20 protein-coding genes are annotated in these 22,491 nt (G+C 43.6%); 18 read left to right on the plus strand and 2 right to left on the minus strand.

Translation table 11 applies throughout. The annotated features are described in order from the left end of the window. The first annotated feature begins 77 nt into the window (after positions 1 to 77). The 11 genes from DESYODRAFT_RS03755 to DESYODRAFT_RS03805 all read left to right on the plus strand — a co-directional run bounded on the left by DESYODRAFT_RS03755 (position 78) and on the right by DESYODRAFT_RS03805 (position 13,029). A complete protein-coding gene (locus DESYODRAFT_RS03755; protein WP_007779602.1) occupies positions 78 to 1,007 on the plus strand; it encodes a magnesium transporter CorA family protein in 930 nt (309 codons plus the stop codon). 286 nt (positions 1,008 to 1,293) lie between these two features. After that, positions 1,294 to 1,884: a TetR/AcrR family transcriptional regulator gene (locus DESYODRAFT_RS03760; RefSeq protein ID WP_007779605.1), complete on the plus strand. Its 591-nt coding sequence runs from the start codon at positions 1,294 to 1,296 to the stop codon at positions 1,882 to 1,884. A 34-nt stretch (positions 1,885 to 1,918) separates the two neighbouring features. Continuing rightward, the gene (locus DESYODRAFT_RS03765; RefSeq protein ID WP_042339303.1) at positions 1,919 to 2,281 is read left to right on the plus strand and encodes a response regulator; all 363 of its coding nucleotides are present in this window, start codon (positions 1,919 to 1,921) and stop codon (positions 2,279 to 2,281) included. Between the two features lie 31 nt (positions 2,282 to 2,312). Then, positions 2,313 to 4,388 carry a chemotaxis protein CheA gene (locus DESYODRAFT_RS03770; RefSeq protein ID WP_007779610.1) on the plus strand — a complete coding sequence of 692 codons (2,076 nt, stop codon included), beginning with the start codon at positions 2,313 to 2,315 and terminating at the stop codon, positions 4,386 to 4,388. Between the two features lie 26 nt (positions 4,389 to 4,414). Continuing rightward, positions 4,415 to 4,900: a chemotaxis protein CheW gene (locus DESYODRAFT_RS03775; protein WP_007779613.1), complete on the plus strand. Its 486-nt coding sequence runs from the start codon at positions 4,415 to 4,417 to the stop codon at positions 4,898 to 4,900. A gap of 52 nt (positions 4,901 to 4,952) precedes the next feature. Beyond that, positions 4,953 to 7,493: a methyl-accepting chemotaxis protein gene (locus DESYODRAFT_RS26925; protein WP_007779617.1), complete on the plus strand. Its 2,541-nt coding sequence runs from the start codon at positions 4,953 to 4,955 to the stop codon at positions 7,491 to 7,493. Positions 7,494 to 7,564: 71 nt separating this feature from the next. Beyond that, a complete protein-coding gene (locus tag DESYODRAFT_RS03785) occupies positions 7,565 to 8,386 on the plus strand; it encodes a CheR family methyltransferase (protein WP_007779620.1) in 822 nt (273 codons plus the stop codon). Beyond that, a complete protein-coding gene (cheB, locus tag DESYODRAFT_RS03790; RefSeq protein WP_007779622.1) occupies positions 8,383 to 9,402 on the plus strand; it encodes a chemotaxis-specific protein-glutamate methyltransferase CheB in 1,020 nt (339 codons plus the stop codon). The genes DESYODRAFT_RS03785 and cheB overlap by 4 nt, the downstream gene beginning before the upstream one ends. An 8-nt stretch (positions 9,403 to 9,410) precedes the next feature. Then, positions 9,411 to 9,881, plus strand: a complete 471-nt coding sequence (locus DESYODRAFT_RS03795) for a chemotaxis protein CheD (protein ID WP_007779623.1) — start codon at positions 9,411 to 9,413, stop codon at positions 9,879 to 9,881. Between the two features lie 14 nt (positions 9,882 to 9,895). Next, positions 9,896 to 12,622, plus strand: a complete 2,727-nt coding sequence (locus tag DESYODRAFT_RS26475; RefSeq protein WP_007779626.1) for a PAS domain-containing hybrid sensor histidine kinase/response regulator — start codon at positions 9,896 to 9,898, stop codon at positions 12,620 to 12,622. A 14-nt stretch (positions 12,623 to 12,636) separates the two neighbouring features. Further along, positions 12,637 to 13,029, plus strand: coding sequence for a response regulator (locus tag DESYODRAFT_RS03805; protein ID WP_007779629.1), 393 nt, complete (start codon positions 12,637 to 12,639; stop codon positions 13,027 to 13,029). A gap of 3 nt (positions 13,030 to 13,032) precedes the next feature. On the opposite strand, the gene DESYODRAFT_RS29000 is transcribed toward DESYODRAFT_RS03805, so the two are convergent. Both DESYODRAFT_RS29000 and DESYODRAFT_RS29475 read right to left on the minus strand, forming a co-directional pair. Further along, positions 13,033 to 13,425, minus strand: coding sequence for a hypothetical protein (locus tag DESYODRAFT_RS29000; RefSeq protein WP_042338180.1), 393 nt, complete (start codon positions 13,423 to 13,425; stop codon positions 13,033 to 13,035). Further along, a complete protein-coding gene (locus DESYODRAFT_RS29475) occupies positions 13,398 to 13,529 on the minus strand; it encodes a hypothetical protein (RefSeq protein ID WP_282433047.1) in 132 nt (43 codons plus the stop codon). The genes DESYODRAFT_RS29000 and DESYODRAFT_RS29475 overlap by 28 nt, the downstream gene beginning before the upstream one ends. Before the next feature lie 188 nt (positions 13,530 to 13,717). On the opposite strand from DESYODRAFT_RS29475, the gene DESYODRAFT_RS03815 reads away from it, so the two are divergent. The 7 genes from DESYODRAFT_RS03815 (at position 13,718) to DESYODRAFT_RS03845 (ending at position 22,337) form a co-directional block, all read left to right on the plus strand. Further along, a complete protein-coding gene (locus DESYODRAFT_RS03815) occupies positions 13,718 to 14,041 on the plus strand; it encodes an Hpt domain-containing protein (protein WP_042338182.1) in 324 nt (107 codons plus the stop codon). A 43-nt stretch (positions 14,042 to 14,084) separates the two neighbouring features. Next, the gene (locus DESYODRAFT_RS03820; RefSeq protein WP_007779631.1) at positions 14,085 to 15,521 is read left to right on the plus strand and encodes a GGDEF/HDGYP domain-containing response regulator; all 1,437 of its coding nucleotides are present in this window, start codon (positions 14,085 to 14,087) and stop codon (positions 15,519 to 15,521) included. 90 nt (positions 15,522 to 15,611) lie between these two features. Further along, positions 15,612 to 17,993, plus strand: coding sequence for an ATP-dependent DNA helicase (locus tag DESYODRAFT_RS03825; protein ID WP_007779634.1), 2,382 nt, complete (start codon positions 15,612 to 15,614; stop codon positions 17,991 to 17,993). Positions 17,994 to 18,110: 117 nt separating this feature from the next. Further along, entirely contained in the window at positions 18,111 to 18,536 is a 426-nt protein-coding gene (locus DESYODRAFT_RS03830) for an EamA family transporter (protein ID WP_007779636.1), read from the plus strand. A gap of 48 nt (positions 18,537 to 18,584) precedes the next feature. Continuing rightward, on the plus strand, positions 18,585 to 19,835 hold the full coding sequence (gene mutY, locus DESYODRAFT_RS03835) for an A/G-specific adenine glycosylase (protein ID WP_007779638.1): 1,251 nt from the start codon (positions 18,585 to 18,587) through the stop codon (positions 19,833 to 19,835). Positions 19,836 to 20,401: 566 nt separating this feature from the next. Continuing rightward, complete coding sequence (glnA, locus tag DESYODRAFT_RS03840) at positions 20,402 to 21,730, plus strand: type I glutamate--ammonia ligase (RefSeq protein WP_007779639.1); 1,329 nt, start codon at positions 20,402 to 20,404, stop codon at positions 21,728 to 21,730. A gap of 34 nt (positions 21,731 to 21,764) precedes the next feature. Next, positions 21,765 to 22,337, plus strand: coding sequence for an ANTAR domain-containing response regulator (locus DESYODRAFT_RS03845; RefSeq protein WP_007779640.1), 573 nt, complete (start codon positions 21,765 to 21,767; stop codon positions 22,335 to 22,337). Positions 22,338 to 22,491 lie beyond the last annotated feature (154 nt).

Raw genomic sequence — 22,491 nt, forward strand, 5'->3', positions numbered from 1 at the left:
CGCCATACAGGATGATGATAAGTTCAGAAGGAACTGTATAGTTAGTTAAGATAACCAAAAAAATGGAGGGCATAAACATGTTAGCAGTCTATAATACATCAGACAATATGATCGTCAATACAAATAAACTAGACGAAAAGGGTTCCTGGATTAATATGATTAACCCTACGGAGGATGAAATTTCCCTCGTAATAAAGGCCACAGGAATAGAAGATTATTTCATCAGAGATGTTTTGGATGATGAAGAAAGACCCCGGATTGAAACTGAGAATAATCAGATCCTGGTTATTATTAATGTACCGATTATTCAAGATGCGGCAGTCATCTACGAAACAATTCCCCTTGGAATTATCCTGACCGACAATCATATTGTGACGGTGTGCTTGCAGGATGTTGATGTCCTGAAAGATTTTGTTCATGGTAAAATCCGCGGCCTGGAAACCTATAAAAAGACGCGGTTTCTGTTTCAGATTCTCTATAAAAGCGCATTATTATATTTGACTCTGCTCAGGGAGATTGATAAAAAAACCAACGAAATAGAGCTGGCCCTTCACAAAGCCATGAAGAATAAGGAATTATTCAGGCTGCTGAACCTGCAAAAGAGTCTTGTCTACTTTACGACATCCTTAAAATCCAATGAAAAGGTCATGGAAAAGATGTTAAGAACAAAAGTCCTAAAAGTCTATGAAGAGGACCATGACCTGCTGGAAGATGTCATTATCGAGAATAAACAAGCCTTAGAGATGGCGGAAACCTATAGCAACATTTCGACCAGTATGATGGATGCCTTTGCTTCGATTATTTCTAACAATTTAAATATGGTAATGAAGTTCTTGGCGTCTATTACAATTATCTTAGCTCTGCCGACTATGTTAGCCAGCTTCTTTGGAATGAACGTAAAAATCCCCTTACAGACCTCAGACTACGGTTTTGCAATCGTCGTGGGTATGTCGGTCATTCTTTGTTTTGGTGGAATCATTTTTTTGACAAAAAAGGAAATGTTCTAGTAATCAGTTTACTGGATACTCTTTAGGTTAAAAAGAGGCTTGAATAGAAATAACTTTTTGGCCTTGTTTTTTAATGTTAAGAAAAATATCATATCCAGTCGTATCTTAAAATAAGGAATCAAGAAAACGCTTATTTTTATTTGACGAGGGTTTTATAAGGGGCTTGGACAATATTAAATGTTAATTAGCAACGTATCAGCCAGTCATTGACAGTTAGTTTTGAACTATATACCATAACACGTAAGAAGCGAGTAATCACTTGCCTTTTATGAAGGGGATAAATGAGATGGGACCTAAATTGTTGTCTACAAAAGAAGGTCTGATAATAGCAGCTATTGAGGTTATCAGCGAACGCGGCCTGCAAGGGCTCACTACGAAAGAAGTTGCTAAAAGGCAAGGGATTTCAGAATCAACCATATTTAAGCACTATAAGACTAAAAACGAACTTCTATTGGCTGTGCTGGATCATTTCTCTCAATTTGACCAGGCAATCATTGAATCAATGGAGGATAAGAAACATCACCCCATAGAAGCAATCATCTATTTCGTGGATTCTTATGTCACTTACTATGCAAATTATCCGCAGATCACTGCTATTATTCATACCTATGAGGGATTTCTGCGTGAACCCCAGCTTAGTAAGAGGATCAAAGAGATTTTTAACAACCGGCTAAGTACTATGCAGCTGTTAATTGAGGAAGCTAAAGCCCATAGGGAATTTAAGGCTGATTTGGATAGTGAGCATCTTGCCGGCATCATTATTGGTTTAGAAAGACTTATTTCCCTTAAGTGGCGTATTAATAATTATAACTTTTCTTTGCGAGACCATACGTTATCGGCACTTAAAATGCAGCTCGATCTATTATCGAAGGAATAACGGATGGATCCAAATGATTGAGGAGCGTGATACCGTGCAAAAAGTATTAATTGTTGATGATGCTGCTTTTATGCGGTTGTCAATTAAAAACATGCTGAGTAAGTATAACCTGGAGATTGCAGGAGAAGCTTCAAATGGAGTAATGGGTGTCGAAATGTATAAATCATTACGTCCGGATGTGGTGACCATGGATATTACTATGCCGGAAATGTCAGGAATCGAGGCCCTTAAGGCTATTAAAGCATTTGATCCTAAGGCCAAGGTTATTATGGTATCGGCCATGGGGCAGGAGAGCATGGTCAAAGAAGCAATTATCAGCGGAGCAAAAACCTTCATTGTAAAGCCATTTAAGGAAGATTTCTTATATCAAACCATCAGCAGAGTATTAGGCATCTAAGTGAACTTGTTCACTAGGGGGGGTGGCTTTAGTGTCTGATCATTATGTCAATGAACCTATGCTTGATTTATTTATCTTTGAAACAACCCAACTGGTTGAACAGATGGAGCAAATAATCATAAGCAACGAAAAAGCTTGTTCCTATTCAATGGATGCTATCAATGAGATCTTTCGCATCATGCATACCATTAAAGGTTCATCAGCCATGATGCTCTTTAACAACATTTCAACTCTGGCTCATTCCCTTGAGGATTTGTTTTTCTTTCTTCGTGAGGACCAGCCTCAAGAGGTTGATTATTCTGAGCTATCGGATTTTGTGCTTGAGGGTCTTGATTTTATCAAAGTGGAGATTGCCAAAATAAGAAATCTGGACGAAGCAGATGGCGATGCTTCTGTCCTAATCAATAAGCTGATGAGTTTTTTGGCCGGCTTAAAAGGGCAGAGTCCCAATCCGGAGATGATATCCAATGAAAACCGTACCCAGAAGAAGCAGCAATACTACATAAGTAAAGTGAAATCAGATACGACCCTGCTAAATTCTGCCTTTCAGGCGACGATCAGATTTGAACAAGAGTGCGGCATGGAAAACCTGCGGGCCTTCGGGGTCATTAATGATCTGCAGGGAATGGCCGAAGACTGTTACTTCTTTCCTGAAGACCTGGATAAGGATGAAAGTGCAAGTATCATCCGTGAGCAGGGATTTACGATTTTCCTGAAAACTAACCATTCCTTTGAAGAAATTTATAAATTGCTTAATCAAACCATCTTTTTAAAAGACCTTCAAGTAAATCGAATGGAAGATGATGATGTATTTAATGAGTTTCATAAAAACCGGACAATTCTGCTTGAAGATCAGGGCACGGGATTTCGAAAACGGCTTGAAACAGACCACGAGGAAAAGGAAAAAGAAGGGTGTTCTCCCTTCGCACAGCAAACCATCATTAGCGTCAGTGTAGCGAAATTAGATCAACTTATGGATTTAGTGGGTGAGATGGTCATTGCCGAGGCTATGGTAACTCAAAATCCTGATTTAAAAGGATTAGAGTTAAACAACTTTGCAAAGGCCGCGCGCCAATTAAGGAAAATCACCGGCGAACTGCAGGATACGGTCATGTCGGTGCGCATGGTACCTTTGGCAAACACATTCCAAAAGATGAACAGAACGGTTCGTGACATGTGTAAAAAGCTTGACAAGGAAGTCCGGTTACAGCTGATCGGTGAAGAAACTGAAGTCGATAAAAATATCATTGAACATATCTCAGATCCTTTGATGCACCTGATCAGGAATGCCATTGACCATGGTATTGAAACCCCCGAGGAAAGAGAGTCCCGGGGGAAACCCAGAGCAGGCTCAATCATTCTGGAAGCCAAAAATGCAGGAGGGGATGTCTTAATCAGTATTCGGGATGACGGCGGGGGTTTTGATAAAGACAGAATCTTAGCCAAGGCTTATGAAAAAGGCTTGCTTGAGCAACCGGAAGCCGAAGTCACCGAAAAGGAGATCTATAATTTGGTATTTCTGCCGGGCTTTTCAACCAATGAGAATGTGACTGAATTCTCCGGCCGCGGAGTAGGCATGGATGTGGTTATGAAAAATATTGAGGCGGTCAGAGGGTCCATAGAGGCCGATAGTGTGACCGGAAAGGGAACGGCAATTACCCTTAAGATTCCCCTGACCTTGGCTATTATTGATGGGATGAATATTAAGGTGGGTCAGTCCCGCTATACCATCCCTTTGGTCACTATTAAGGAATCCTTCAGACCTAAAGTCACAGATGTGATTATAGATCCTGATAACAACGAAATGATCATGGTCAGAGGACAGTGTTTTCCCATAGTAAGGCTGCATGGACTCTATAATGTGAAAACCCGGGTGACCGATTTTGCCGAAGGGATCATTATGATGGTAGAACAAGACGATAAAACCCTTTGTCTATTTGCGGATGAGCTGATCGGGCAGCAGCAGGTTGTTGTAAAGGCACTTCCCGCCTATATAAGAAATACCAAGAAAGTGAGGGGCTTAGCAGGGTGCACCTTATTAGGAGATGGAAGCATCAGCTTGATTCTTGATATTGGGGAGCTTATTGGTTTGAGAAAATCTGGGTAACCATGGTTTGAGAAAGGAGAGCCAAGATGGATATTAATGCTGAACCGGATAGGCTGGATCAGATAGAAGACACGCAAAAAGGCAAGTTCCTGACCTTTGCTTTAGGTCAGGAGTTCTACGGGATCGAAATCAGATATGTAACGGAAATCATTGGACTTCAGCCGATCACCGAGATTCCGGAAATGCCTGTGTATATTAAAGGAATCATTAACCTGAGAGGCAAGATTATTCCGGTAATGGATGTAAGGCTGCGGTTTAAAAAAGACCATAGAGAGTATAACGATCGAACCTGCATTGTTGTCATTGAGATAGGGGATATCTCCATAGGCCTGATTGTGGATAGTGTTTCCGAGGTGATCTCCATCCCTGATCAAGAAATTGTCGCTCCGCCCAATGGGACTAAAGAGGGCAATAGATTCATTAAGGGGATAGGGAAAGTCGAAAATGATGTCAAACTCCTGCTTGATGCGGATAAGCTGCTTAATGGTGATGAGTTTGAAAGCCTCTCTTAGAGAACCCTATGCCGGCAAGGTTTGAGTCAAGTATGAATAGGAGGTCGAAAGTATGAAATGGTTTTATGATATGAACGTTGCTATGAAGCTCTTAACCGGTTTTGTGCTGGTTGCCGTTATTGCGGCAGTGGTTGGGGTTGTGGGTATCAGAAATATTAAATTGATTGCCCAATCGGATGCCAAGCTTTATCAGAACATGACTGTGCCTATTTCAGAGTTATCGGACATATCGACTCAATTTCAACGGGCCAGGGTGAATGTACGCGACGCAATACTAACGGATGATCCTGTGGTGGTAGAGGACTTTGCCAATAGAATAACCCAGAGACAAGCAGATATCTCCAGGGATTTGGAGTTGTACAGGGAAACCATAGAATCAGACGATATGAAAGAATTATACAATGATCTGGTCAAGAAAAATAATACCTTTGCTCAACAGATTAATAAGGTAATTGATCTTGCCAGGCAGGACATGGACGAAGAGGCCAAGGCTCTTATGAGTGAAACGGGCGCCTCGGGCATTGCCTCCAGGGAATTGCAGGATGCTATCGCCAATGTTATTAAGGTTCAATTAGGGGAAGCCAAGAAGATGGCGGAAATCAATACCAGCCAGGCCAACAGGACGGTAGTTGTCATGATTCTGATCATCCTCGCAGGTGCACTCATAGCTATAGGTTTAGGCGTATTCCTCAGTTCAATTATCAGCAAACCAATGAAGATCCTTTCCCAAGCTGCCGATCAGCTGGCTCTGGGGGATGTTGATGTAGATATTAATACAAAAAGGAAAACAAAGGATGAAATCGGTATCTTAATGGAATCCTTCGGAAAAATGGTGGTAAATATCAAGGATCAAGTCCATGTAACGGAACGAATCGCGGCAGGGAATTTAGGAGTTAGCGTAAATATTAAATCAGAGAAGGATATTCTCAATCAGAGCTTGAAAAAAGTTGTGGATACCCTCCAGGGATTATTAGCGGAAATGGATCAAATGGCTAAACACCAGGATGCGGGAGACACGGACGTCTTTATTTCAGACGATAAATTTGACGGTGACTATCGAGTTATGGCTACAGGGGTTAATGATATGGCCAAAAGTAATCTCTTTACCATTCAAAAAGTCTTAACTTGTATCGGGGAATTCGGCAAGGGCAATTTTAATGTGGCGATCGAGAAATTCCCGGGTAAAAAGGCCATTGTCAACGATAATATCGAAGCTTTAAGAAAGAATTTGAAAGAAGTCAGCTCCGAAGTTCATAAGCTGATCGGTGCTTCACATGATGGCCAACTAAGCCAACGGGGGAACGCCAAAGCGTTTCATGGTGACTGGGCTGAATTAATCAAGGGGCTGAACGGACTTCTTGACGCGGTCATCGAGCCTTTGCAGGAATCCCAAAGTGTGCTTGAAGAAATGGCTAAAGGAAACCTTAAGGTCAGTGTCAAAGGGGATTACAAAGGGGATCACGCTAAAATCAAGCATGCCCTTAATGATACTATTGGCAATTTGTACTCTTATGTAAACGAAATATCCAAAGTACTGACGGAAATGGCTGATGGTAATTTGAATGTCGAAATTGTTAATGACTACAGAGGGGATTTTGCGTCCATTAAGAATTCTTTGAATAATATTATTATCTCCTTAAATGAAGTCCTAAGTAACATGAATAATGCATCGGCTCAAGTCGCTTTAGGAGCAAGACAGGTCTCCGATTCCGCCCAGGGGCTGTCCCAGGGGTCTACAGAGCAGGCAAGTGCTATCGAAGAATTGACGGCCTCGATGGAGGAGATTTCGTCCCAGACCAAACTCAATGCCACGAATGCCAATCAGGCTAATGAGCTGGCCCTGGCTGCCAAGGAGGGAGCCGCCAAGGGCAATGAGCAAATGAAGGGCATGCTTAAGGCAATGGATGATATTAATGAAGGATCGGGTAATATCTTTAAGATTATTAAAGTGATCGATGAAATTGCTTTCCAAACCAATATCCTGGCGCTTAATGCGGCAGTGGAGGCTGCCAGAGCGGGACAGCATGGCAAAGGGTTCGCAGTTGTCGCGGAAGAAGTCCGCAATTTAGCCGCCAGAAGCGCAAATGCAGCCAAAGAAACAACGGGGCTTATTGAAGGTTCTATGAAGAAGGTTGAGGGTGGTACAAAGATCGCCAACGATACGGCGCTCGCCCTAAGTCAAATTGTTGAAGATGTTACTAAAGTCACTAACTTGGTAGGGGAAATCGCGTCAGCATCTAATGAGCAAGCGCTGGGAATCAATCAAGTGAATCAGGGTATTTTACAGGTTTCTGATGTTGTGCAGACGAATTCCGCTACTTCGCAGGAAAGTGCAGCCGCAAGTGAGGAATTATCCAGTCAGGCTGAATTGCTTCGAGAACTGGTCAGCCGCTTCAAACTTAAGAAAGGCATGGGAACCGGTTACAGAGAGCTTGATAATCTGAATCCGGAGGTCTTGCGTGTACTTGAAGATATGTCCAACAAGAAGAAAGGCGCCAAAAATCCTTACTCCAGCCAGGGGTATGCTGAGGTGGCAGCAACGGGCAGCAAGCCCAGGATTTCTCTGAGCAATAATGAATTTGGCAAGTATTAAGCCAGCCTATTCCATGGAGCGCCAAGTATCTCACCGCCTGTAACCACTGAGAATGAGCAAGGGGGTGAATTATGCTCACAATATCAGATCAGGAGTTTAAACAATTAACGGATTATATTAAAGCTAATTATGGAATTAACCTTAAGAGCGAAAAGAAAACCTTGCTGATCGGCAGGCTGAGAAATGTATTAAGGGAAAAGCAGTTCGCTGGTTTTGCTGATTACTTTAACTATCTCATAACCGATAAAACAGGGGAGGCAGGCATTACTCTAATTGATAAAATAACCACAAATCATACCTTCTTTATGCGGGAAGCGGATCATTTTAACTTCTTTAGAGACAGAGTACTTCCTTACCTGGCCGGCGCAGCCAGGGATAAAGACCTGCGGATCTGGAGTGCCGGGTGTTCAAGCGGAGAGGAGCCCTATACCTTAGCTATGATCATCGACGAATTCTTTGGCCTGGATAAACGATGGTGGGACACAAAAGTTTTGGCTACGGATATTTCAAGTAAGGTTTTAGAGATGGCCTCCAAAGGGATTTATAACAATGAGGGGCTAGCCGCAATGCCTGCTTACTGGAAGCTGAACTATTTTGAGAAATATGACAGCGAAAGGTCTGTTTTGACTAAGAAGATAAGGGATGAAGTAATATTCAGGAAGTTTAATCTGATGGATGAGAACTTTCCCTTTAAGAGAAAATTCCATACCATCTTTTGCAGAAATGTTATGATCTATTTTGATAACGAAACAAAAATCAAACTGGTTAAAAAGTTCTATGAGGTAACGGAGCCAGGGGGATACCTGTTTATTGGACACTCGGAATCCCTCAATCGAAATGAGACTGATTATAAATACATCATGCCGGCTGTTTATCGAAAGGAAAAGCAATGATGAGAAAGATTAGGGTACTTATTGTTGAGGACTCTCTTGTGTTTCAGGAACTGCTATTCCGGGGAATTTCCACAGATCCCCTGATTGAAGTGGTTGCCAAAGCAATGGATCCATTCGATGCCCGTGACAAGATCCTGGAATATGCGCCTGATGCTATGACCTGTGATATAGAAATGCCCAGAATGAACGGAATAGATTTTATTCGAAGGCTCTTGCCCCAGTATCCTCTGCCGGTTATTGTCGTTAGTTCGGTCAGTGATGCTGTCTTTGACGCCTTAAATGCCGGAGCAGTGGATTTTGTAACCAAACCCAATGCCCAGTCCGCCAGAGATGTGGAAACCTTTATCCATGAATTAATTGCTAAAATCAAAATAGCCGCCAAGGCAAAGGTTCTTAACCAAATTGTCGAGTGTACAACAAATCCTGCGGGCAATAAAGATGCCGCTATTGAAGGAAAGATTATTGCTATCGGGGCCTCCACCGGCGGAACAGAGGCGATTTTCTCCATTCTTAAAGCGCTTCCGGTCAGAATTCCCGGAATCGTGATCGCTCAGCATATTCCCCCTGTCTTTTCCAAGATGTTCGCTGAGAGAATCAATCAAAAAACTCACTTGCAGGCTAAGGAAGCGCAGACGGGGGACTATGTGGAAAAAGGCAGCGTCCTGATTGCTCCGGGGGGACAGCATATGCGGCTCAGGAAAATCGGCGAGAGATATAAGGTTGAGTGCTTCGCAGGTGAGAAAGTTAACGGACACTGTCCGTCCATCGATGTGCTCTTTGAATCGGTTGCCAAAGAAGCCGGTGACAGGGCGATCGGCATAATACTCACCGGCATGGGGTATGACGGAGCAAAAGGGCTTCTCTCAATGAGGCGAAAGGGTGCTGTGACGATAGGACAGGACGAACATTCATCCATAGTCTATGGCATGCCCAAAGTAGCCTATGAAATAGGAGCCGTTCAGAAACAGGCTCCCCTGGCGGCTATTTCTAAAATCATCCTGACGTTGTTGAATTAGGTGAAGAAATGAACAAAATTATTGGAATCGGGGAGTATGCTATTTCCCAAAATGCCGAAGACGTTTTAAAGACCTTTGCCTTAGCTTCCTGTGTTGCCGTAACAGCCTACAGCCCGGTTTTAAAGGTGGCCGGGATGATCCATATAGCGCTGCCGGACCCTTTAGACCGGGAAGATGGTAAGCGAAGGCCGGGATATTATGCTACGACAGGGGTCCCCCTCCTTATCAAGAGAATGGGCGCCGAGTTTGAGTGTGGAATTAAGGATCTTCAAATAAAGGTTTATGGCGGAGCCTTGTCGGTGAGAGCGGATGATTTTTTTAAAATAGGGCCCAGAAATTTATTGGCCGTCAGAGATACTCTGGCAAGCATGAACCTGAAAATCATGGAAGCTCAGGTAGGCGGGACTCTGAGCAGAAGCATAGCAATGGATGTGCGAACAGGCTCTATTAGTATGACAACCTTGCAAATAAATTTCTGAGGCAGGTGAGAGAGATGGAAATTAGCTGCCGGGAAGATAAAGCCGATAATTTTCAAATTATATTTAACTCCAGCCCCATCGGAATGTTTGTGCTCAATGACCGTTCATTAATCGAAATGATTAACAATTCCGGGTTAAGGTTTTTTGATAAACAAAGAGAGGATGTTCTGGGAAAGCGTTTTGGCAACAGTTTTTTATGCAAATGCAGCTTAGAAGATGACCGGGGAGGCGGTTTCGGCTTACAGTGTCAATACTGTGAACTCAATATTGCAGTTAAGCAGGCGATTGATTTGGAAAAGCCTACTTCAGACATGGAATTTTGCAAGATCTTCATTCAGGACGAAAACGAACTCGAACTCTGGTTTCGCGCCAGCATAAACCCTATTATGATCGGCGGCAAACGCCGTGTAGTCGTAGAGCTTGTGGATATTACTGATTCCAAGAATAAAGAGATTGCCATGATCAAGTCCAAAGATTATTATCAGAAACTCCTGGATGACCTGCCTGCTCTAATCTGGAAAACTGACAAGGAAGGCAGGAATGACTATTTTAACAAAACCTGGTTAAAATTTACCGGTCTCGACTTAAGATATGCTTTAAAACACAGCTGGCTGGAAAGCCTCCATCCTGAGGATGTGGAACGGTGTTCGAAGCTGTTTAAAGACGCGATTCTTAGCAGAAGGCCTTTTGAAATAGAGCACCGCCGCAGATATAAACAGCCGGGCCAGTATCGATGGTGTATCACTTCCGGAAAACCGTATTTTGGTTTACAGGGGGAATTTGCCGGTTTCATAGGGATTGTTTACGATATTACAGACAGACAGCTGGCGCTGGAATCATCAAGAAAGTATCATGTTCTTTTGGAAAGTGCCCGGGAGATAATCTTATTCCTTGATACTGAGGGACAAATAATTGAGGCCAATAATGCGGCGGTTAAGGCCTATGGCTATAAGCGGGAGGAGTTATTATCCTTAAAGGTTTTTGATCTGCGTGAAAATAATGAAGTTACAGCTCAGCAGCTGCAAGAAGCCAATAACAAGGGCATTTACTTTGAAACCATCCATAGACGTAAAAACGACAGCACCTTTCCCGTTAATGTCAGTTCACAAGGAACCATGCTGGGGAACAAGAGAGTTATAGTCAGTATCATCAGGGATATTACGGAACGTAAACAGGCGGAAATGGCACTAAGAGCAAGCGAAGAGAAACATAGGATTTTGTCGGCGAGATACCATGCACTTTTCATGAAAGCAGATGCAGCTAATAGAGCAAAAAGTGAGTTTCTTGCCAATATGAGTCATGAGATTCGCACTCCGATTAACGGGATGATTGGAATGATCGATCTCACGCTGCTGACCAGTCTCAATCAGGAGCAGAAAGAAAACCTTGATATTGCCAAGACCTGTGCGGACTCGCTCTTGAAGATCATTAACGATATTTTGGACTTCTCGAAAATGGAAGCAGGGAAATTAACCATCGAGAACATTGGTTTTGATATCAAGGATCTGCTTGAGGAGACCATCAAAATGCATACGCTGTTGGCCGCTAAAAAGGGTTTAAGACTTGATTATGCCTGTTCTCCGACTATACCCCGGATTTTAGTCGGAGATCCAATCAGGTTAAAGCAAATCCTGAATAATCTCTTGAATAATGCCGTCAAATTCACCCTATATGGGCGGGTAACACTTTCAGTCAGGGAATTAACCTCAGTGGATGACAAGATTGAATTAATGTTCTCTGTTACGGATTCAGGGATTGGGATAGCGGAGGAAGATCAATCCAGGCTTTTTAGAACATTCAGCCAGGTTGATGGTTCAATTACCAGGAAATATGGCGGAACGGGTTTAGGTCTTGTCATTTCGAAGCAGCTTGTGCAAAAGATGGGCGGGACGATCGGGTTTAAAAGTAAAAAAGGAAGCGGAAGTTCCTTTTACTTTACTCTAAAGTTCACATCCAGCGGGGAATCATCTAAACAAGCTCACTTAGAAACCGGAGTGACTCCTGTGGCGAAACCCTTGAAAATCCTGATTGTTGAGGATGATAAAGTTAATCTTAAGGTCCTCAGCCTGATGCTCAAGGGAAAAGGTCATTTTGTCGATACGGCCTCTAATGGCTCTGAAGCACTATTGCTTCATGGGAGAACTCAGTATGATGCTATTTTTATGGATATTCAAATGCCTATCATGGATGGCATTGAAGCCACAAAGCATATAAGGCAGAGGGAGGGGGTAAGCAGGCATACTCCTATTATTGCCTTAACAGCCTATGCACTTAAGGGGGACAAAGAAAAATTTTTGTCCTGCGGCATGGATGAATATATTCCTAAACCTATAAATATGGAAACCTTATTTACGATCCTGGAGCAGGTGGTCGAAAAAGAGATTATGCATAATATTCCGTCACCTGAATTTATGGGGGATGAGATCAGAATTAATGAATCCGGCAAAGTTTTAAATCTGAAACCGGAACCATTCAGGTGTATTGACCGGCCAGCCATTGAGGAAGAGATTTTTCGGAAGGTTGAGCAGCTTATGTCGGCGTTAACCACCAGGGACATTTCTGTGATTGAAGAGATTGCTCATAGAATCAAAGTGAATTGTAATCTTTTAGAAGCAGATGAGGCCAAGACCTATGCTTTTAAGATTGAACTTGCGGCAAGACGCGGCACAATTGATGAAGTAATCAAATATTCTTTGCTTTTAAAAAATCATGTTGAAGTTTATAAAAAATCCGGACTATAGAAGGAGGAGCCTGAATGAAGATTCTAATTGCCGAGGATGATCTGGCGAGCAGGAAATTTCTTTCTAAATTTCTTGCAAAGTATGGAGAAGTCGATTTGGTAGTGGATGGGTTAGAAGCATTGGATGCTTACTTAATGTCTTTAAAAGAGACTCCTTACGATTTAATATGCTTGGATATTATGATGCCTAAGGTTGATGGGGTAAAGGTGTTAAAGGCCATCCGGGAATATGAGGCAAAGCGAGGGGTTTCCCAGCAAGAACGTGTTAATGTCATAATGACGACGGCATTAGCGGAAACGGATTTTGTTAAGAAGGCTTTTGATGTCGGGTGTGAGGCTTATGCTGCGAAGCCTATTGATACGAATAAGTTGCTGGAAGTTATGAGGAAGCTGGGGCTTATAGAGTAGGGGCTATGCCGGTGTCGTGGTGCCTAGCAGAGGAGGAAAAAGGGACGGGTCCGGGTCGGGCATCTTCGCCCACATCCGCTCACTCAGCATTCCGAGGCTGGCCCACGCGCCGGTGCGGGACTTCGCCAAACCTCCGGGTAGTACCTGATGTGAACCCCTGGCTCCGTTTTCCCGCACCGTCTTGTGGGCTTTTACCGCCTCTCCATGCAATGGGTTCGCTTCTGTGGGCGAAGCTGCCCTGCTTGTGGGTCTGGGATTCTTCTGTATGTCTTTAGGGTCTTTTTTCCGGGGAGTTGTCCATGCCGCTAAGGCGGCACCGGCAAAGGATGAAAAGGACGCTCGGGTCGGGCAGCTTCGCCCACATCCGCTTACCGCAGCATTCCGAGGCTGGCCCACGCGCCGGTGCGGGACTTCGCCAAACCTCCGGGTAGTACCTGATGTGAACCCGTGGCTCCGTTTCCCCGCACCGTCTTGTGGGCTTTTACCGCCTCTCCATGCAATGGGTTCGCTTCTGTGGACGAAGCTGCCCTGGCTTTGGGGCCTGGGATTCTTCTGTATGTCTTTAGGGTCTTTTCGGAGTAGCCGCCCATGCCGCTGGCGCGGCACCGGCAGAGGATGAAAACGGGAGTCTTCTTTTTCAGGGCAGGTTAGCTAATAATTAAACCTAATTGTTAGGAGGCAGGAATAGATGTATAGTAGTACTTTTGCCGAAACTGTAAGTCTGTTAATGGAAGCCACAGGTTTTGATAAGCAGTTATGTGAAGAGCTTGTGAATGAAGTTTATGAACAGGCCATAAATTGGTTAGTAAGCATCAAAAAGGCTTGCGCTGAAAATAACTTTAAGGAAGCGGGCGGGCTTTTGCATCAATTAAAAGGATCTTCAGGAAATGTGAGGATGAATGAGCTGTCAAAGCTTGCTTTAGAGTCCGAAGCAGCTATTAAATTAATGGATTATGAAATGCTTGGCAGTTTGCTGGGAAGGATGGAGGAATCACTGGAAGGCTTCAAATAAGCATAGGCTTTAAAAAGAATATCAGGAGGGGAGGAAAGATAGAATGACCAGTAATATAATGATTATTGATGACTCTCCACAAGATAGAAAATTCATTAAGTTGATTTTAGAAAAGAGACTTAATGATGTTTGTGTGTTTGAAGCAGAAAATGGGCTTAATATTAACCAAAAGTTAGTGTCTAATAGAATACATATGTGCATTTTAGATATTATGATGCCTGTCAAAGACGGGTTTCAGGTATTAATGGATATGAAGCTGGATCCCAATGTAATGGATATACCTGTTATTGTTTGCTCGGGGATCGAAGATAAAAAAGCGATAGAGAGAGCTTTGACCCTTGGAGCATTTGACTATTTTTCAAAGCCTTTGAGTATAGAAGTAATGAAAACATCGCTGCCCTTGAAGGTTAGAAATGCTATAGAATTAATGAAAAGGAATGCTGAAATCTTTTATTTAAGTTATCATGACTGCCTGACGGAGGTTTATAATCGTAGATTTTGCGAGGAAGAAATGAAACGCTTAGATACTAAAAGGAATCTTCCCTTTTCAATCATTGTAGGGGACCTCAATGGATTGAAGTTAGTCAATGATACCTTTGGCCACGGTCAGGGTGATAACCTTCTGAAGAAAGCGGCCGGAGCTATTCAAAGTGCCTGTCGCAGCGAGGATATTGTTGCCCGCTGGGGCGGTGATGAATTTATTATACTTTTGCCGAGAACGAAGCATGAAGAGGCTGAGGAAATCGTCAAACGTATTAAAACTATTTATGCCAGGGAACATGTAAATGGTATTCATGTAAGTATCTCCTTTGGATGGGCTACTAAGTATAAGTGCGAAGAAGAGATAACCAAAGTGTTCAAAGATGCGGAAGATGATATGTATAAAAATAAGACCTTTGAAAATGAAAGTGTAAGGAGCAATAGGATTAATACAATCATTGACACACTTCACGAAAAAAATCCAAGGGAAGAAATGCATTCAAAACGGGTTAGTGAACTATGCCAGGAAATTGGCAAAGAAATAGGGCTGACCGATATTGAAATCAGAAAACTTAAAGTTGGCGGCCTTCTTCATGATATAGGAAAAATCGCGATAGAAGAATCTATCCTTAATAAGATAGAAAAGCTTACAGAGCAGGAATGGCTTGAAATTAAGCGGCATCCCGAAATAGGATACAGAATTTTAAGCTCCTCTCATGAAACCCTTGAATTAGCGGAATATATTCTGTCGCACCATGAACGATGGAATGGGACAGGATACCCTAAAGGTTTAAAGGGTGAAGCCATTCCCAAAATTGCCAGGATTATTGCGATTGCCGATAGTTACGATGCCATGACCAATGAACGCCCCTATCGCAAATCCTTAGAGGAAGAAGCCGTCATTGACGAAATTGTTCGGAACGCAGGGATACAGTTCGATCCTGAAATTTCAAGGATATTTGTTGAAAGAGTATTGGGCAGAAAAGAAGTTTTCTGTTGAGCGGGAATGAAGCAATTTACTGACGGCCAGATATAGCTGAAGGCGTGTTATAATGGGTAATAACTCTCTATGGGAAGGATCTAATGAGCAGTGACAACCATTAAACTATCTGTACGTGATCTGGTCGAATTTGTTCTTAGGAAGGGAGATTTGCAGACGGGTTCAATTAGCCCTTCACGTCTCCAAGATGGGATTAAAGCCCATCAATACATTCAGAAAACAAGCGGAGCCGACTATTTAGCGGAGGTAACATTAAGTTATAGTTATTCTCCAGCTCCTGGTTCCAGTGAAAACCGGAGATTAAGTGATCATCTTCTGCTGGAAATTAGAGGACGGGCCGATGGTGTAATAAGGAAAGAATCATTGGCTTGTATTGATGAAATAAAAACGACTACTCTTGATTTAGAACTTATTGATGAGTCGTTTAATGATTTACACTGGGCGCAAGCTCAGTGTTATGCTTTCATGTACGCCATGCAAGAGGGCTTAGAAACTATGGAGACACAGCTTACCTATTTTCAGCTCGATACTGCTCAGACCAAGATTTTCAAGAAGAGGTTCTCTCTGTCTGAATTGACGGAGTTTTTTATGGGTTTAGCTCAGCGTTATTTTAGCTGGGCCTGTCAGCTGCAGGAATGGGTGGTTCGGAGAAACCAGAGTATCCGTAAAACCCCCTTCCCTTTCGAAACTTATAGACGGGGTCAGAGAGAATTGGCGGTAGCCGTTTATCAGACCATCAAACAGAGCCAGAAACTGTTTGCCCAAGCCCCTACAGGGATTGGCAAGACCCTGGGTACGCTGTTTCCTGCTTTGAAGGCTATGGCGGAAGGCTTCACAGTCCAGATTTTTTATCTTACTGCTAAAACCATTACCCGAACGGTTGCCGAAAAGGCCCTGGCGGATTTACAAAGTCATGGGTTAGAAATTAAACGTCTGACCTTAACGGCCAAAAGCAAACTATGCTTTCTTCCTGAAGAAGCTTGCTTGCCGGAGGATTGCCCTTTTGCACGCGGGTATTACGACCGGGTACGAGGGGCTGTAGAGGATGCATTTATGGAGAGGGCCTGGACGCGGCAAGTGATTGAGCAATACGCCCGCAAGCATGCTATTTGTCCCTTTGAATTTTCCCTGGAAATGGCCAACTGGGCGGACGTGGTTATCTGTGATTATAATTATGTATTTGATCCGCGGGTTTATTTAAAGCGCTTTTTCCTCGAAGGGGGAGAGTACACTTTTTTGGTGGACGAAGCGCATAATTTAGTCGATCGGGCAAGAGAGATGTTTTCAGCCGAGCTAGGGAAAGAATCCTGGCTGAGATTGAAGAAATTGACCAAGGAAGACAATGGGAGGCTGACCAAATGTTTGAATAAAGTAAATACTGCCTTGGTTAAAGAGAAAAAGAGCTGCACAGAAGCCGGAAGCAGTGGTGAGCGTGTGGAAAAGGAGCTGCCCGGTAAACTGATCCAGGCGTTGAAACAGTTTATTAAAGAAACCGAGCATTTTCTCAAAATCAATGATCAGCCTTTCCCTTGGCGTGAGCAGCTGGTTGAACATTATTTTCAGGCCTTAAGTTTTACCAGAACAGCAGAGAGTTACAATGAACGATACGTGACTTATCAATATTTAACAAGAGAGGATTTCAAAATAAAGCTGTTCTGTCTGGACCCCTCTATGCGTCTGAAGGAGGCTTTGGGAAGAGGGCGGTCTGCTGTTCTATTTTCAGCAACCTTGAGTCCGATGGAATACTTCATGAATATTCTGGGCGGTGAGGAAACATCTTATAAACTCAGTCTGGCCTCGCCTTTTCCCTCGGAGAACCTTTGTCTGCTTGTCAATGATCGAATATCTACTAAGTTTAAGCAGAGAGCCGCAACTTATGACCAAGTCGCCGAAGCAATCAAGGCGGCTATTCTATACAAAAAGGGCAACTATTTAGTCTATTTTCCATCCTATCACTATATGAACGAAGTCTATTCAAGATTCAGGGAGCAGAATCCAGCGGCAGAGGTGATATGTCAAAGTTCAAGTATGACGGAGGAGGAACGGGAAGATTTTTTAGAAAGGTTCGCCCATGATCCCCAACAAACCTTGGTGGGGTTTGTACTAATGGGCGGAATCTTTGGCGAGGGCATTGATCTTATGGGAGACAGGCTCTCCGGAGCGGTTGTGGTAGGCGTTGGGCTGCCACAGGTTTGTATGGAGCGGGAGATTATTCGTTCATACTTTGAAACAATAACGGGTCTGGGTTTCGAGTTCGCTTATCTGTATCCTGGAATGAACAAAGTCTTACAGGCGGTTGGGCGGGTTATTCGAACAGAAAATGACCAAGGGGTTGTACTGTTGATTGATGAGCGGTTTACGAAAACCTCTTATCGAAGGTTATTTCCTAAAGAATGGACAAAAGTGCATTACGGAAGAACTGCAGATAGTATCATAACAACCATAAAGAGTTTCTGGAATCAATTCAACTGATTATCAACAATGCCGGCTAAACGATTCCCGGCAAAGAACAAAAATAGTGCTGGGCTTTTTGCCGGTTTCTGTGGTTTAATTGTAGATGGACAAATAAAAATTGATGAGGTAATCAAAATGTTTATGTATTTTTTTCCGATTGCACTGGTAGTAGCGTCAAACGTTGTCTACAATATATGTCAGAAGTCTACGCCTCAAGGTGCCAACCCTTTTTCGGCTTTGTTAATTACTTATTTAACGGCAGCCCTTCTGACCCTTCTGGCCTTTCCTTTTTATAAAACGGATAAGGGGTTTTTTCAATCCTTTAACGACTTAAATTGGACCAGCTTTGCTTTAGGTGCAGCGATAGTGGGCCTTGAATTGGGTTATCTGCTTGCCTACAGGGTGGGATGGAATATCAGTGTAGGTTCTTTGGTCGCTAATATTATTCTTGCTATTCTGCTTATTCCCGTGGGCATCCTCTTTTACAAAGAGGGCTTTTCGGTTAACCAGATTATTGGAGCGGCTTTTTGTTTGGTGGGATTGGTATTAATAAACAAGTAAAACTCTTGGTTCATTAACGTACTATTGCAGCAGCAGGGGAGACATACGATGGATTTATCAAGCGAAAGCTTAAAGGATATAGCAGAGGAGCAGAGCCTGTCTGCCCGTTTATTAAGATGGTATTCAGCGGAAAAAAGAGATTTGCCCTGGCGGCAGACTGGAGATCCTTACGCCATTTGGGTATCCGAAGTCATGTTGCAACAAACCCAGGTCAAGACCGTGATTCCCTATTATGAACGATTTTTACAACGTTTTCCCAATGTGGAACAACTGGCAAAGGCAAACCTTGAAGATGTTTTAACCATCTGGAGCGGGTTAGGGTATTACTCCCGGGCCCGCCGCATGTGGGAAGGAGCTAATTACATTCTTCAGCACCTTAAGGGTAAATTCCCCGGGGATTATGATGCCCTTTTACAGATTCCGGGAATAGGAGATTATACTGCCGGAGCCATCGCCAGCATTGGATTTGGGCAGAAGGTGCCGGCTATCGATGGAAATGTAAAGCGGGTTGTTTCCCGCCTTTTGGCCTGGCCGGAGCCTGTCGAAACGGTTCGCAGTTATCGTCACTTCAGAGAGCGCTTGATGGTTTGGCAGCCCGCACTTCAAGCGGGGGACTTTAATCAAGCTTTGATGGAACTAGGGGCCATGGTTTGTACACCTACGAAACCGGATTGCCCGGCTTGCCCGGTGGCTGAAGCTTGCAAGGGCTGCTTGCAGGGAGATTTTCTGCGTTACCCCGTGAAAAAGCCCAAGGCACAGCGCCAGGTTTTGACCCGCTTAACCTTTGTTCTGCGTAAAGGGAACCGGGTTTATTTGCAAAAACGTTCTTCCAAGGGGTTATTGGCGGATCTTTGGGAGTTTCCGGGTGTAGAATTAAGTGATGGAACTATCCATAGCTTAAACGATGATCTTCCTGTTATTTCCGGGAATGAATCCTATGAGTTTTACCAACAAGCGGTTGCGGAAGGAGTACTTTTTGACGATCGGGTAAAGGACCAATTCCGGCGGGGATTATCATGGCAGGGCCCGGTTTGGTATACCTTCAGCCATCGGCGCTGGAAAATTATTTGGGCAATCATTGATTTGCCCGAGCAGTACGATTCTTCGAATCAGCTCAATCCGCCGGAAGTGATGAGTGCTTGGACTATAAGAGAATCGAAAGGGGAGGCTGGAGCGGCAGCTTCCGGGGAAATAAATCAGTTTGACAAAGAAGGCTGGGTTTCCATGGATGATCTGAATGTTATTCCTCTTCCAGTGGCTTTTTCAGCCATTGTCCAAAAACTGTCAGAAAGACTATAAGGTTTGCTTGGATATTATTGATGAGTCCTTGAGAATACACGATAAAACCGAATAAGCTTTTGAGTTTTTGGAGAGTATTATGAATTGTCTATTAAGTTGTCTTGGGAAATTTAATATTGTATACTTTGCTTGAAACGGTTGAATGTAAGCCACTCTCTATGTTAATTTAAATGTATAAAATGATTGAATAGAGCAAAGACGCTCACAAGAAGTTTGTACTTGGTAAAAGTACTGTTTCTTAGGAGCGTCTTTTTCTTTTTCTCAAACCAACAAAGGAGGCAGGAAGACTCGGAGATGCAGGGCGGAACTATACCGTGGTGAGCTTGATGAAAACTGATTCTGTATAACAAACGACCCTATGGCAATCTTTATTATAACCGGTAAAGGATTAGAGAAAGCGCACTAAGTTCCAGGACAGTAACCTATTCCGACAGCTATGGATAGCAATAACAATCCATCTGAATCAAGGATATTGGCGAGCTAAAGGTGCGGACCGGACTTTTTGGGATATAATAAGTCTGATACAATTCTTTTATTCTTTACTTTGAGAAAGGAGAGCATCTCAATTGAGTTTTACTAAAGAAGATTGTCTTAAATTTGTAAAAGAAAATGATGTTCGCTTTATTCGTCTGCAGTTCACGGATATTACAGGTAATATGAAGAATATCGCCGTCATGGATAAACAGCTGGACAGCGCTTTTGAAAAGGGGGTCATGTTTGACGGCTCGGCTGTGGCAGGATTCTCCGGAATTGAATCCTCTGATATGTTTCTTTTTCCGGATCCGGCGACTTTCTCGCTTATTCCTTGGCGGCCCCAGCAAGGCAAGGTCGCAAGAATCATTTGCGATGTTAAAAACCACGACGGTTCTCAGTTTGAAGGAGACCCCCGCTATATTCTTAAACGAACCTTGAAGAAAACCAAAGACTTAGGCTATACCTTCCAAGTCGGTCCGGAATGCGAGTTTTTTATGTTTTATAATGATGATGAAGGCCAGCCAACGACAATTACCCATGACTCAGCCAGTTATTGTGATCTGGCGCCGATCGATCAGGGGGAAAATACCCGCCGTGAGATGTGCATGGTCTTGGAGGAATTGGGATTCGATATTGAAGCGTCCCATCATGAGAGCGCGGCGGGGCAGCATGAAATCGATTTTAAATATACGGATGCTCTCACTGCGGCGGACAATATCATGACCTTTAAAATGGTGGTTAAGATCATTGCTCAGCGAAATGGGCTCCATGCCACCTTTATGCCCAAACCGCTCCCCAACGTCAATGGTTCGGGAATGCACATTAATATGTCTCTAACCCAAAATGGGGTCAATCTCTTTAAGGGGGAGAAGGGTTCTAACGATATATCTGAAACTGCCAAGCATTTTGCCGCCGGCTTGTTGAAGCATATTAAAGGAATCACTGGGATAGCCAATCCCCTGGTGAACTCTTATAAACGTTTAAAACCAGGCTTTGAAGCACCTGTGCATATCGCCTGGTCGCATATGAACCGCAGTCCCTTGCTGCGGGTTCCGGCACCCCGGGGAGAGGGAACAAGGCTTGAACTCAGAAGTCCTGATCCTGCCTGTAATCCTTATCTGACCCTGGCGTTGGTATTGGAGGCGGGGCTTGACGGGTTACACAAGCGGCTGCCCTTGGCTGACCCCGTTAATACCAATATTTATACATTGACGGCGGAACAGGAGAAAGAGCTTGGGCTGGAACGGTTGCCCTCAAATCTTTTGTTTGCTCTTGAAGAGATGAAGAAAGATCCCTTAATCCGCTCCACACTGGGTGTTCATACCTTTAATAAATACCTGGCGGCCAAGGCTTTGGAATGGGAAGCCTACGATAACTCAATCCATGCATGGGAAGTCGAAAAGTATCTGAAATCCTATTAACGGTTTGCTTTACCCTGCACAAAGGGGTGATTGAATGAGCGCAGGGAGTGTTTTAATTGTTTGTGGGAAAGCTGAAACTGCAAGCAGCATGCAGGCAATGCTTCTAAAGGAAGGGTTTTATCCGGTCAGTTGCGCTCATTCGGCCAATGAAGCGCGGAGAGCCCTTTTTAATATGTCATTGGATTTAGTCATTATAAGCACTCCACTACCTGATGAACAAGGAACGGATTTAGTTTTTGATACCCGTGAAAAAACCTCTGCCGGCATTATCGTGATCTCCAGGCCGGAGCAATTAATGGATATGCAATGCAGTCTTGAGAAAATAGGCGCCCTGATTCTTCCGAAGCCAATTAACCGTTTGACCTTGCTTCAAACGGCTCGCTTTGCACTATCCGTGCGGAATTCGATGACGGAATTAATCAATGAGCGGGACAGATTAAAGAAACGGATGGATGAGCGCAAGATTCTTGAACAAGCTAAATGGACCCTTGTGGAAAAGCTGAACCTAAGCGAGCCGCAAGCCTTTCGTCTTATCCAGAAAAGAGCTATGGACATGCGTCTCCCTCAGGCATTGGTCGCGGAAGAGATTATCAAGGAGTATGAGTAAGCATATTAGTTTGTGGAAGGTGAAGGAACGTATGGGATACCACTCCCGCTTGAAGAAGCGGGAGTCTCGCGATTGGGGTAAAATCTAATTTGCGAAAGAGTGATATAATCATTAAACGCCAAGAGCTATCGGGCATGAAGCCGGATAGCTCTTG

Origin of the sequence: Desulfosporosinus youngiae DSM 17734, from assembly GCF_000244895.1 — a bacterium.
In the GTDB taxonomy this organism is placed as follows: Bacteria; Bacillota; Desulfitobacteriia; order Desulfitobacteriales; family Desulfitobacteriaceae; genus Desulfosporosinus; species Desulfosporosinus youngiae.

Bases quoted from the DNA above. Each gene is read 5' to 3' on its own strand.
- cheB (WP_007779622.1), top strand. From the start codon at position 8,383: ATGATGAGAAAGATTAGGGTACTTATTGTTGAGGACTCTCTTGTGTTT.
- DESYODRAFT_RS26475 (WP_007779626.1), top strand. From the start codon at position 9,896: ATGGAAATTAGCTGCCGGGAAGATAAAGCCGATAATTTTCAAATTATA.
- DESYODRAFT_RS03815 (WP_042338182.1), top strand. From the start codon at position 13,718: ATGTATAGTAGTACTTTTGCCGAAACTGTAAGTCTGTTAATGGAAGCC.
- DESYODRAFT_RS03830 (WP_007779636.1), top strand. From the start codon at position 18,111: ATGTTTATGTATTTTTTTCCGATTGCACTGGTAGTAGCGTCAAACGTT.
- mutY (WP_007779638.1), top strand. From the start codon at position 18,585: ATGGATTTATCAAGCGAAAGCTTAAAGGATATAGCAGAGGAGCAGAGC.
- DESYODRAFT_RS03785 (WP_007779620.1), top strand. From the start codon at position 7,565: ATGCTCACAATATCAGATCAGGAGTTTAAACAATTAACGGATTATATT.
- DESYODRAFT_RS03760 (WP_007779605.1), top strand. From the start codon at position 1,294: ATGGGACCTAAATTGTTGTCTACAAAAGAAGGTCTGATAATAGCAGCT.
- DESYODRAFT_RS03820 (WP_007779631.1), top strand. From the start codon at position 14,085: ATGACCAGTAATATAATGATTATTGATGACTCTCCACAAGATAGAAAA.
- DESYODRAFT_RS03755 (WP_007779602.1), top strand. From the start codon at position 78: ATGTTAGCAGTCTATAATACATCAGACAATATGATCGTCAATACAAAT.
- DESYODRAFT_RS03795 (WP_007779623.1), top strand. From the start codon at position 9,411: ATGAACAAAATTATTGGAATCGGGGAGTATGCTATTTCCCAAAATGCC.
- DESYODRAFT_RS03845 (WP_007779640.1), top strand. From the start codon at position 21,765: ATGAGCGCAGGGAGTGTTTTAATTGTTTGTGGGAAAGCTGAAACTGCA.
- DESYODRAFT_RS26925 (WP_007779617.1), top strand. From the start codon at position 4,953: ATGAAATGGTTTTATGATATGAACGTTGCTATGAAGCTCTTAACCGGT.
- DESYODRAFT_RS03805 (WP_007779629.1), top strand. From the start codon at position 12,637: ATGAAGATTCTAATTGCCGAGGATGATCTGGCGAGCAGGAAATTTCTT.
- DESYODRAFT_RS03775 (WP_007779613.1), top strand. From the start codon at position 4,415: ATGGATATTAATGCTGAACCGGATAGGCTGGATCAGATAGAAGACACG.